At 53.3% G+C, this 12051-nt stretch carries 11 protein-coding genes; 9 read left to right on the top strand and 2 right to left on the bottom strand.

Translation table 11 applies throughout. The features are described from left to right. Positions 1 to 114: 114 nt before the first annotated feature. The gene (gene abc-f, locus ACOJWD_RS07955; protein ID WP_486992688.1) at positions 115 to 1749 is read right to left on the bottom strand and encodes a ribosomal protection-like ABC-F family protein; all 1635 of its coding nucleotides are present in this window, start codon (positions 1747 to 1749) and stop codon (positions 115 to 117) included. 464 nt (positions 1750 to 2213) lie between these two features. Beyond that, positions 2214 to 4208 carry a S9 family peptidase gene (locus ACOJWD_RS07950; RefSeq protein WP_486992687.1) on the bottom strand — a complete coding sequence of 665 codons (1995 nt, stop codon included), beginning with the start codon at positions 4206 to 4208 and terminating at the stop codon, positions 2214 to 2216. Between ACOJWD_RS07950 and ACOJWD_RS07945 the strand changes: the two genes are divergently transcribed. The 9 genes from ACOJWD_RS07945 to ACOJWD_RS07905 form a co-directional block, all read left to right on the top strand. After that, positions 4207 to 4872, top strand: a complete 666-nt coding sequence (locus ACOJWD_RS07945; RefSeq protein WP_486992686.1) for an NUDIX hydrolase — start codon at positions 4207 to 4209, stop codon at positions 4870 to 4872. The two genes, ACOJWD_RS07950 and ACOJWD_RS07945, sit on opposite strands and share 2 nt — an antisense overlap. After that, positions 4835 to 5536: a GNAT family N-acetyltransferase gene (locus ACOJWD_RS07940; protein WP_486992685.1), complete on the top strand. Its 702-nt coding sequence runs from the start codon at positions 4835 to 4837 to the stop codon at positions 5534 to 5536. The genes ACOJWD_RS07945 and ACOJWD_RS07940 overlap by 38 nt, the downstream gene beginning before the upstream one ends. 30 nt (positions 5537 to 5566) lie before the next feature. After that, entirely contained in the window at positions 5567 to 6736 is a 1170-nt protein-coding gene (gene menC, locus ACOJWD_RS07935) for an o-succinylbenzoate synthase (protein WP_486992684.1), read from the top strand. After that, on the top strand, positions 6714 to 7814 hold the full coding sequence (locus ACOJWD_RS07930; protein WP_486992683.1) for a M20/M25/M40 family metallo-hydrolase: 1101 nt from the start codon (positions 6714 to 6716) through the stop codon (positions 7812 to 7814). The genes menC and ACOJWD_RS07930 overlap by 23 nt, the downstream gene beginning before the upstream one ends. Then, complete coding sequence (locus ACOJWD_RS07925) at positions 7811 to 8740, top strand: NAD(P)-dependent oxidoreductase (protein ID WP_486992682.1); 930 nt, start codon at positions 7811 to 7813, stop codon at positions 8738 to 8740. The genes ACOJWD_RS07930 and ACOJWD_RS07925 overlap by 4 nt, the downstream gene beginning before the upstream one ends. Positions 8741 to 8743: 3 nt before the next feature. Beyond that, positions 8744 to 9562, top strand: coding sequence for an Asp23/Gls24 family envelope stress response protein (locus tag ACOJWD_RS07920; RefSeq protein ID WP_486992681.1), 819 nt, complete (start codon positions 8744 to 8746; stop codon positions 9560 to 9562). Positions 9563 to 9582: 20 nt separating this feature from the next. After that, a complete protein-coding gene (locus tag ACOJWD_RS07915; RefSeq protein ID WP_486992689.1) occupies positions 9583 to 10263 on the top strand; it encodes a response regulator in 681 nt (226 codons plus the stop codon). A 29-nt stretch (positions 10264 to 10292) separates the two neighbouring features. Further along, entirely contained in the window at positions 10293 to 11654 is a 1362-nt protein-coding gene (locus ACOJWD_RS07910; RefSeq protein WP_486992680.1) for a HAMP domain-containing sensor histidine kinase, read from the top strand. Continuing rightward, positions 11654 to 12051: substrate-binding domain-containing protein (locus ACOJWD_RS07905; protein WP_486992679.1), on the top strand; the 398-nt coding region annotated here is incomplete at its 3' end. The genes ACOJWD_RS07910 and ACOJWD_RS07905, both read left to right, overlap by 1 nt.

Raw genomic sequence — 12051 nt, 5'->3', positions numbered from 1 at the left:
GCGCGGGGTGCTCTCGCACCTTAATGCAATGAACCAATCCAACTCATTTACGGAGACTAACTGACGCGACACGCGTGCCTTCATGGTACGCTGTGACCTTGAATGGTAGGGCAATTATGGCCGATTGCTCCGTAATGCACGAACTGCGTCATAGCCGTCATGGTATCGGGTCAATTGTCCGTCTTCCAGCCAATCGATGATATCGGCGCAACGATTTAGAAAGTACCGATCATGGGAAATGATTACGAGAGTGCCTTGAAATTGCTCCAAGGTTTCTTCCAAGAGTTCCCGAGACTCGATGTCTAAGTGGTTGGTCGGTTCGTCAAGAACTAACGTATTAATGTCCTGATACATGAGTTGTGCCAGCCGAAGTCGCATCTGTTCACCACCGCTAAGGGAGCCTACCGGCCGAAACACATGGTCGCCATAGAATAGAAAACGTGCCATGATGTTTCGTGCTTGACCGATCTCTATGGGTACGGCGGATCGAAATCGATCGATGACTCGCTCCTGGGGGTCATCGGCACTTTCCCAGATGGTCTGATGGAGCACTCCCACACGCACCGACGGTCCCTTGTGCCATTCGCCGTTGTCTGGTGTCAAATCGCCCATGAGGATCTGCACCATGGTCGATTTGCCCGCTCCGTTTTGTCCCACTAAGCCAATGCGGTCGCCTTCGCGGACTAGCCAATTTATCCCTTTCAGTACCGGACGGCCGTCAAAGGCTCTCTCGATTCCTCGCCACTCAATCACCCGATTGCCACTGCGCTCCCCGGTCTGCATGTTGAAACTCATGGTGGTACGTTCCATCTTCGGCTTTTCGAGAGGTATCATGCGATCGAGCCGCTTTTGGATGCTGCTTGCCCTGCGATGCATGGCCTCGCTGGGCGGGTTCGACCGATTAGCCCAATCTCTGAGGCGCTTGATCGCCTCCTCCATATGAACGATACGTTCCTGCTGTTGCTGATATTTTTCAAATTCGTGCAAGAGACGACGCTCTCGCTCTTCAACATAAGCTGTATAGCTACCTACATAGGGCGTCAGCGCACGATCCTCTACTTCCCAAATGTGGGTCGCGACTTGGTCGAGGAAATAGCGATCGTGAGATACTAGAATGACGGCTCCCATATGCCGCTTTAATGTCTCCTCAAGCCACTCCAGGGCTCCGAGGTCAAGATGATTGGTGGGCTCATCTAAAATGAGACAGTCCGGTTGGCGTACAATAGCGCGCGCCAGCGCCACTTTGGTTCGTTCGCCGCCACTCAAGCTCGCCACCGCGATCTGAGACAGCGACTCAAATCCAAAGGCATGAATGACCCCATCCACGCGGGATTGCACTTCATAGGTGCGCGACTGGTCAAGCTGGACTAAGCACCGTTCATAATCCCGTCCCAATCGATCCATTTGGTCAGGAGAAGCGGACGCCATGGTCTGAGTAATACGTTCCAATTCATCGAGCCATTGAAGGGCAGGTCGAAAACTCTCTTCGATGACCTCTCGTACTGTGCCCTGAGGAAGGTCTCCTGACAACTGCGGCACGTAGCCAATTGTCAGTCCTTGCCGCCAAGTGACCGATCCCTGGTCTGGCGTATCAAGGTGCGCCAAGAGTTTCAATAACGTGCTCTTCCCAGAGCCATTCGGTCCGACTACCCCGATGCGCTGGCCGTCCTTGATTTCCACACTCACCTGATCCAATACCGGTGCATAGCCGAAATTTCGGCTGAGACCGGAGGTGCTCATCACAATCATTGTTCATCCTCCTCGGAAATAGAAAGGCTCGAACCGATGGGCTCGAGCCAGATCCGCGGAGTCAATGCATTAAGGCATCCTGGACGCTCCGGGGAGGCTGGCTTCGCCCATACGGCGAAAAGTGCATACTACGCCCTTACCGAAGGCCGAAAAATGTCCTTGATCGAACGGATAGGCTATCTGTCCGCCGAGAAATACCACCAGCCTCACCCCCCATCCACACTGAATGAGGCTAAGTATAGTGTGGCGTATTCATTTTGGCAAGATTGTGATAGAGGATCGCTCAATCCATAGATTTTCCGCGATGGATATGAGCGTTAGCACCTGATTAAATGGCCATCTACGACCTGCCTAAAAGGTCGGACACTATCAGTGATCAAATAAAAAGGGTGGGAGCGATAGCCCAGGGGAAAAGACCCCGGCTGTCATGAAGCCTAGGGTCTCTTCTCATCTGGTATTTGGGTTTAGAGGTATGTCTGAAACCACTCAGCAAAGGTGTTTAGGCGGTATACACGATGCCATGGCTTTCCGTTACGACTCATGCCGTGGAACTCATTGGGATAGCGGATAAACTTTACCGGTGCTTTCCCAAAGTATTTCATCGCCGTAAATAGCATTTCGCCTTGTTCAATCGGGCAGCGTAAGTCGCCTTCTTGATGTTCGATTAGAAGGGGGGTGGTAATGTTTTCAACGTAGGTGATGGGACTCTGTTGACGATACCAAGCGTCGTCACCACCATACGGCCACACTCCGTCTGCGCGTTTTATCCAGTGCCATCCTAAGTCGCCTGTGCCGATCATGGTGGCCCAGTCCACCACTGAACGCATGGTAATGGCCGCTTTAAACCGATCGCTGTGTCCAAGAATCCAATTGGTCATGTAGCCGCCATATGACCCGCCTAAGACGCCGAGGCGACTGGTATCAATCCAGGGCTCGTTAGCAATAGCGGTGTCCAGTGCCGCCATAATGTCGTCATAATCAAGATGTCCCCATTCGCGCTGAATTGCGCCGCAGAAGTCCCGACCATAGCCTTGAGAACCACGGGGATTCGAATACACGACGCCGTATCCTTGGGCGGCAAGACATTGAAACTCAAAGAAAAAGCTTTGGGCGTACATCATCATGGGACCGCCATGAATTTCAAGAGCGGTGGGTGCCGTCTCGCCTTCTTTCAGCCCGACCGGCTTCATCACCCAAGCGTCTAACTCCGGACCGTTTTCAGCATGGGCGGAAAAGCGTTGCGGTTCCGACAAGGTGATCTCGCTTAAGAGATCTTTATTGGGATCGGCGAGGAGCGATAGAGCATGAGTGGATAAGTCGAGCCATAGCACCCGTCCAGGATTGGTGGGAGTGGTGGTGCATAAGGCCGCATATCGACCATCGTGGCGGATGTCATAGCTATAGAACACTTGATCGGCATCCGTCATCAATTCCACATCATCTGTGGCGAGGGTAATCTTGGCCAGTTGCGTAGTCCCATTCTTGGTGGTCAGGACATAGAGATGGCTCTCATCGCTGTCCAGAATCATGGGATTGGATCCGGGGGCAGGCATGTCAGAGATGGATAGATCGGCGAAAGGGCGGTCCCATTGGCTTGCAATTTGTTTAAGGCCCTGTCCCGCTCGGTCTATGCGATAGAGGTTGACGTTATCGTAGCCTAAATCATCGGCGTTGGTGGCCTCAAAATAGATGGTGTGATCATCTTGAGAGAAGATCGCCTCACCGACCGAAAGAGGATCTGTGGTGAGGGCCTTGGGCTCTTGTTGACCCGATAAATCGATAAGGTAGAGGTGCGGTCGAGATCCATTCAGATCGTAGTCTTCGCCGTAACGAGTGGCGGTAAGAGCCATCGTGCCATCGTGAGAGATGCTCAGGCCGTCATGACGCATGGGGCCATGGGTGAGTTGTTTGGGATTTTTGTCATCAGAGAGATCTTGTATGACGAGATGAGGACGTTTCTCGGTATAATAACCGACCCCGTCCAGCTTGTGATATTGTTCCGTGATCACTTTCACATCGCGATTAAACTTGATGTACGGATCGTCGCTCTCGTCGGTCTTCTCTTCGGTAATCCCATCAGGACCGATGAGCGCTATGTAGATCAGCCGCTCTGACGAGGGATGCCAGCGAAAGGTTTCGACGCCGCCATCAATCTTGGTGACTTGACGCGCTTCGCCTCCTGAGGTTGACATGACCCAAATCTGGGAGCTTCCACTGCGTCGAGATAAAAATGCTAATAGCTTACCATCCGGAGAAAACTGGGGACTCGAATCCGAGGTTCCTTGGGTAAATGGACGGGGCTCGGACCCTGGGGTAACACTCATGAGATGCGAGTGGGTCTTATTGTCCTCTCGGGATGCTTGCTGTTGTTGATACACAACCTGGTCAGAATGGGGATGAATGGTGACTTGTCCGACGAGTTGAAACTCAAACAAGTCTTCCGGTGTGATTTTACGCATGCTGCACCTCCAGTATGTTACGATTCTTATATTAGATTCGCTGAGTCTTCAGACGAATCCTCTTGCAGGAAGGAGTGAGGCGACAATTATTTCTCATTGGGCGCGTCACTTAAGTGTGGTTGAGCCTCTGTTTCAGTCATGGAGTAAACCATCAGCCGTGATGGTGATCCTGGCGCACGAACCCGAACTGGCGGTGCTACTCATTGAACGGCCGCATACTCTGCATCATCATCCGGGCCAATTGGCGTTGCCGGGGGGGAGCTTTGATCCGGCAGTGGACCAATCCTTATGGCATACAGCGCAGCGAGAAACTCAAGAAGAGGTCGGTATTGCGATTCACGAGGCGGATCGGCTGGGCTATCTGGATCCGGTATATATTCCTGTCACAGGCTATACCATTGCGCCCATTGTCGCAGAGATCCGGGAGAGGCCGATTGTCTATCCGCAAGTGTCTGAGGTGGCGGACTATGCGTGGGTGCCCTTAGCGGAACTTCGGAGAGTGCGAAGAGTGGGCCGCGTGGGGCTCTACATTATGCCGGAATTTCCACTCGAATTCGGAAGATTATGGGGCGCCACGGCGCGCGTTATGGATAGCCTGATGGAACACCTTGGAGAGGGGCAAGACGATGGACATTCGCCAACTCACCGGCCAGCGGGAATTTAACGAGGCTTCTCGCTTGGAGGTCGAAATCTGGGGCAATCCCGATCCCATTCCGGCGTCGCTTCTCACAGTATTTGCCCATCATGGCGGCGTGGTATTGGGGGCCTATAGCGAGCATCGCATGGTAGGGGTATCGGTTGGATTCCCGGGACTCGATGCGGAGGGTGAACTGTATCTGCATTCACATCTATTGGCCGTCGCCCCGTCCTATCGCAGCCAGCATCTTGGTGCTGCGCTCAAAGCACAACAATGGGAGGTGGCCCAGACGCGCGGATTTTCCTATATAGGATGGACCTTTGATCCCTTAATGGCGGCCAATGCTTGGTTTAACTTGGCCGTGTTAGGCGCTCGCGTGGTGTCGATTCAGGAGAATGTCTATGGCTTACTTGACGATGCACTGAATGGGTCTATGCCCACGCACCGCCTTTGGGTACGCTGGGAAGGGTCGAGCCCATTGAGGACGCAATTGGCCACAGAAGAGGTGATGATTCCCATCGATGTGGCCGCACTGCGTCACACCGATCCAGAGAGAGCGCGGGGCCAACTGAATGAATATTTTTCCGACATGATGCACCGCTGGGATGAGGGATGGCGGATTGTGGGGGTTAGGCGGGAGGCGATGCAGGTCTTTTATCGGTGGGCCAAAGAGAGCCGGGAGATGCAATAATTTTCGGCATGAAGAAAGGTAGGAACTGACATGAAATTAGAACGTATGGCGTTAGACTTCATTGAAATCCCCTTGAAGTCACCGTTTCAAACCTCTTTTGGGGTGGATAGCCGAAAAACCACCTGGATTGTGTCGGTGATGGCCGAAGGGGTGACTGGATATTCCGAGTCGGTGGCAGATGTTGAACCCTTATACAGCGAAGAAACGCATGCCTCGCTGTATTTTGCCCTGAAAAATGATTTGGTGCCGCGGCTGAACCAAGTGGAGATTAAAGAGCCCATGGATGTCGAACGGCTGTTGGCTCCGGTGCGGGGAAATCCCATGGCCAAGGCGGCTATCGAAATGGCTATTTGGGATTGGTATGCCCGCAGTCAAGAAGTCCCTTTATGGGCGCTTTTGGGCGGTGATCCGGAACGAATGCGCATTCCCGTAGGGGTGTCCATTGGAATTCAAGAGAGTCCCTCGGCACTCATTGACTTAGCCGAGCGATATCTGGCTGAGGGCTATCGACGTCTTAAAGTGAAAATTAAACCGGGAATGGATCTCATCCCCTTGCAACAGTTGCGGCAGGCGGTGGGGGACGAAGTGCTGATCATGGCAGATGCCAATTCGTGCTATGGGCTCGAAGATATTGAGGTATTAAAGGCACTTGATCCCCTCAACCTGATGATGTTGGAGCAACCGTTGCGCGAAGATGACATCATTGACCATAGTGTGCTGACCCACCATATTCATACCCCGATTTGCCTAGACGAAGCCATTCGCTCAGACCATGACGCGCGTAAGGCGATTGAGATTGGGGCCTGTTCCATTATTAATGTGAAGGTCGGACGTGTAGGGGGACACAGTGTAGCGCGTCGAGTGCATGATGTCGCGATGGCACATGACATCCCGGTATGGTGTGGCGGGATGTTGGAGACCGGCATCGGCCGTGCGCATAATTTGCATTTGTCGACCTTGCCTAATTTTCGACTGCCGGGAGATACGTCGGCCAGCAATCGATATTTTGCGCACGATGTGATTGACCCGGAATTTTCTTTGAATTCCGATGGAACGCTCTCAGTACCGGATGGCCCCGGGATCGGTGTGGTTCCAGATATGAATCGTCTCAAGGCGTTCCGTACCTGTCATGAAGAGTGGATTTTGGGAGAGACACTAACCAAAGGAGGATGGCCTCATGGATCGCCAGTCAGTTTCTGATCAAATGCGTGCTTGGCTCAAGGATTTAGTGCAAGTGGAGTCTCCCTCAGGCGATGTCGCAGGCATTGAAGAGGTCATGGCCATTATTCAGGGCGGCTTAGGAATGGCAGGGACAGTGCAAGTCACATCGACGCCGAAAGGCCCCATTTGGGAAATGAAGCGGGGGCAAGGGGGCGCGCTATTATTAGGACACGCCGACACGGTATGGCCGAAGGGTACGATAGACGAGATGCCGTGGCGCGATGACGGTGAACGGGTGTATGGTCCCGGGGTGCTCGACATGAAAGCCGGTCTGGTATTAGCGATGGCGGCGATTCGTAGTCTTCCTGAGGAGACACCATTTCATTTGGTAGTGACTCCCGATGAGGAAGTGGGCAGTGATGAAAGTCGCACGCGCATCGAAGAGGTAGCCAAACAAGCGGATCTCGTGTTGGTGTTAGAGTCGGGGACATCGGGTGGGGGCATCAAGATTGGACGATCCGGGGTCGGGAACTTTTTCCTAGAGGTTCACGGTGTCGAAAGTCACGCTGGACTCGAACCAGACAACGGGGCCAGCGCGATTCGGGAATTGGCGCAACAGATCTTGTGGCTGGATGGATTGGAGCAAAAAACTATGGGCACGACGGTTAATGTGGGCGTCGTTGAGGGCGGTACCCGGCCGAACGTCGTGGCAGGAAAAGCTTCGCTGCTGCTGGATGTGCGAGTTTCCACTGCCTCGGAGATGGACCGAGTGACCGCGACATTACATGCCCCGCCGCGATTTGATTTTCGCTGTGAGGTGCAGTATCAGGGGGGATTTTCACGTCCACCGATGGAACCCAACGAGACTAGTGAACCTTGGGTCGTGAAGGCGGGAGAGATTTGGAAGAATCTTACCGGGACAAACCTGAGTGGGGCTCGAGTCGGAGGAGCCAGCGACGGAAACTTTACGGCTCCTATCGCCCCTACGTTAGATGGCCTGGGAGCCATTGGGCAAGGTGCCCACGCTCGCAATGAAACGGTAGAGTGGGAGTACATGATGCCCCGGTATGACCTTGTGCGGGCTCTAATCCTTCAAGCAGGGACAGAAGAGGCATGACGACCCCCATTGCAACCTATTTAGAAGCGGACACGCATGAGAAGTTAGTACGGGCTTGGAATGAGCTTGGTGCGCAGCAAAGACTAGTCCGATATGACGACTTAAGCGCCGAGGAGCGCCGGGACGTTCTCATTCTCTTTGGGTGGAACATTCCCCTCGACGTGGTGAATGCGTTACCGCGACTGGCATGGATTCAAGGGGCCGGCGCCGGGTTAGATTGGATTCCCGAAGGAATTTCCGATGCGGTGGTGGTGACCCGCATGGTCGATAAATTTGGATCAGACATGGGAGAATACGTCTTGATGGCGCTCTTGAATTGGATGAAAAATGACGACAGGGCGCGAGAACAGCAACGCTTCAAGATATGGGAGCCGTATCTGACGAGCCAACTTTCGGAGATCACCGTGGGGATTCTCGGAGCAGGATCGATTGGCGGGTGCATTGCGGCCATGCTTTTGCCCCTGGTCAAAGCGGTTCGCGCCATGGGGAGGCGTAGCCCATCAATCCCCGGAGTGCAGGGCCTGTCTCGGGAACAAGAATCATCGTTTTTTTCAGGATTGGATGCGTTGGTGATGGTGCTGCCTGCGACGCAAGAATCGGCGAAGGTGGTCGGCGAGCGGCAGCTCGCCTGGATGAATCCAGAGAGCTACGTGATTAATATTGGCCGCGGTTGGTCATTAGATGTTGAGGCATTACAACGTTCCATTGCTCGAGGGCATACTAGTGGAGCGATGTTAGACGTTTTTGATCAAGAGCCGCTGACGCCAGAAGATCCGTTATGGCACGCTCCCCGCATACGCATTACCCCTCATGTCGCCGGCCCTAGCCGTCCTCAAGACATGGCGGAAGTGCTTTTTCACAACCTAGACCGTTTTTATCGTGGCGAGGTGCTCAGTGGGATATATCATCGAGAGCGAGGCTATTGAGTCATGGATCATGTGGTCGCGTTAATTGGCCCGAGTGGTAGCGGGAAAAGTCATCGCGCATCAATGGTGGCGGTTGACTCTAATCTTGATACCATCATTGACGATGGCCTTCTTATCCATCATGGGCGGATTTTAGCAGGCCGATCTGCAAAGCGCGAAGCTACTCGCATGGCCGCGGTCAAACGTGCCATTTTTGAGGATGCGAGCCATCGTGATGCTGTACGCGATGCCCTTCACACGTTAAATCCTTCGGCACTACTCATCTTGGGCACTTCGGAACACATGGTCCATCGCATTACCGTAGCGCTCGAGATTGCCCATCTTCCCATCGAATGGATTCGCATTGAAGATATTACATCGACCGAGGAACGACGCCTCGCCCATTTTGTGCGCGAGTCGGAAGGGAAACATGTCATTCCTGCGCCGACGATGGAAGTACGCAAGTCTTTCTCCGGATATCTTGTCGATCCCCTGCGATTTATATTTCGTAAAAAAGGGTATCAGGTGGAAGTCGAAAAATCCATTGTTCGGCCTACCTATTCCAGTATGGGGCGCTTTTATATTGCCGACACGGTGTTAACGGCCATTGTGGTTCATGCTGCGCGAATGTCCCCAGAAGTCGTGAAGGTGTCACGTGTCATGGTACAATCATCACCAGAAGGGGTGCGCATTCAGTTGGATGTATCCCCGCACGCAGAAATTCACCTCTTTTCGATTCTTCATGATGTGCAAGACCATGTGCGCGAGGAAGTAGAATATATGACCTCGTTAAACGTATTAGCGGTTCGTGTCGATATACGGAGGATTTTGTGGGATCACTGATTGGAGGAGCAAATCCCGATATGCAGCGGGTGTTAGTAGTGGATGACGAGCAGGCGATCGTCGAGCTGGTAACCTATCATTTAACTCGGGAAGGATACCAAGTGGATACCGAGGAGAATGGCTTAAAAGCAGTGGACCGAGCTTCTAAAGAGCATTTTGATTTGATTATTCTTGATGTGATGTTGCCGGGCATGTCCGGCCTAGATGCGTGTCGCACCATCCGTCAATCCACGGACGTTCCCATCATCATGTTGACGGCGCGCAAGGATGAATTGGATCGAGTGCTGGGATTGGAGCTCGGGGCGGACGATTATGTGACTAAGCCGTTCTCGCCGCGCGAATTGATTGCGCGAGTGAAGGCCATCCTGCGTCGCAGTGGTAAGGGGCGAGAAGATTCAGGAGAAGTGCGCTTCTCAGGGCTTGAAGTGGATATCGATCGCCGAGAAGTGTTGGTGGAAGGTAGAGCGATTAATTTAACTTTTACGGAGTTTGAACTATTGACCATTTTAGCCCGTAACCCCGGTCGCGCCTTTACGCGTGATGAACTCTTGGTGCGAGTCTGGGGGCAAGATTTTTACGGCGATGCGCGTACCGTGGATGTCCACGTCCGTCATTTACGAGAGAAGTTGAAAGAGGACCCTGCTCATCCGCGATATATTGAGACTGTTCGCGGGGTCGGGTACCGTTTTTCGAGCCAATGAAAAGGATCGGTCGCGCGAATATCTGGATTGTGGCGTGGTCGTTGGGTCTTGCCACGGTTGGACTATTGCTATTGCGGTTTCCTCGGGGACGTTTGTGGACGGCAATATGCTTTTTGGTGGCCTGGGTGTGGGTGATTCGTTTTCTTTTAGCTTCGCGAGGGAACCAACGGTTGCAGACGGAATCCATTGAACAGTTAAAAGGCACAGTGGATCGCTGGGCTTCGGGCGACCTCCAGGCGCGAGTATATCTGGATCAAGACGATCCCTTCGATTTATTGGCACATGGCATGAACTCGGTGGCCGAGGTGCTCATGGAGCGCACCCGCGATTTAGAACAGGATAAAAAGCAGTTGGAAGCCATTTTGACGAGCATGGCGAACGGCATTCTTATCTTAAATCATGGGCTCACCATTACTCTCGTCAATCAAGCAGCGCTGCAGATGTTTCGCATTCATGAGGAACCGGTGACGGGCCGCCATCTTCTTGAAGTGATTCGCGACGTCAAAATTGATGACGCTGTGCATCGTGTCACCCGTGCGGGCGGTTCAGAAACCGTGCATTGGTCTCCCCCTGATCAAGTTAATGTGGTGGTGGAAGTCACCATTGCGTCGCTTCCGGAGTCCATCGGTGGGCTAGGTGCGGTGATGGTCTCTCGAGACATTTCGCTACAAAGTCAATTGGAGCGCATGCGGCAAGACTTCGTAGCGAATGTGAGCCACGAATTACAGACGCCTCTGACCATTATTCGTGGATTTACTGAGACACTCATGGAAGACGACATTGATAGCGAGTCGCGAGAACGATTTACCCACCTCATTTATGACGAGTCAAATCGGATGACACGGCTGGTTGACGATTTGCTGATGCTGTCACGTATTGAAAATCACTCACTGCCGTTTGCCATCGAAGGCGTGGATTTGGCAACGGCGGTGGAATCGGTCATTTCTCGACTGACCCCACGAGCGCAGAGTGCGGGACTTACGCTGAAAAGCAACATTCCGGCCATACTTCCCTTAATCTCTGGAGATCCAGATCGTTTGCAAGAGGTGTTGCTCAATTTAGTGCAAAATGCTATACAGTACACCCCCTCTGGAGGCACGGTGGAGGTGAGTGCGGCGGCCCATCCGCCGGTAGGGGAGGTGGCGATTTCGGTAGAGGATACCGGGATTGGAATTCCTCCAGCCGACCTACCGCGCATCTTTGAACGATTTTACCGTGTTGATCGAGCGCGTTCGCGGGCCTCGGGAGGGACCGGGCTTGGGCTGGCGATTGTAAAACACATCATTGAACTCCTCCAAGGTCGCATAGAAGTAAGCAGTACGGTGGGACAGGGGACACGATTTACGGTCTTCTTGCCACAATATTGTGAACTGGGAGAGGAGGATCGGTAATGACGGCATGGATGTCAGCGACGCTTTTGACGGCCATCATCCTGTTATCGAGCCTAACCGTGGCTCCCCGTCATCATCACCTCAGTGTGGTGGGGGCCACCAGCGTCATCGCCTACCTGCGTGCAGCGATTCCGGGATGGGAGCGGCAACACCCCGAGGACTCCGTGACTTTGAGTGGGGGCGGGTCAGTGGCAGGACTGGTTGAGGTCAGCCGTGGGCGGGCGGATATCGGCGTGGCCGATATCCCTCCGCGTCCGGAATGGACCCAAGGGGTGGCACTGCAGCAATCGGTGCTGGGACGGTTGCCAATCCTTTTCATTGAGAATCCCGACATCCCTTTAAGAGAGATCTCGCTGCACCAACTGCGGTCCGTCATTAGTGGTCGTGTGAGCAATTG

The organism is Sulfobacillus sp. TH-112, from assembly GCF_057473405.1.
Note: the sequence above shows the minus strand (reverse complement) of the source record. Positions and strands in the feature narration are given on the sequence as shown.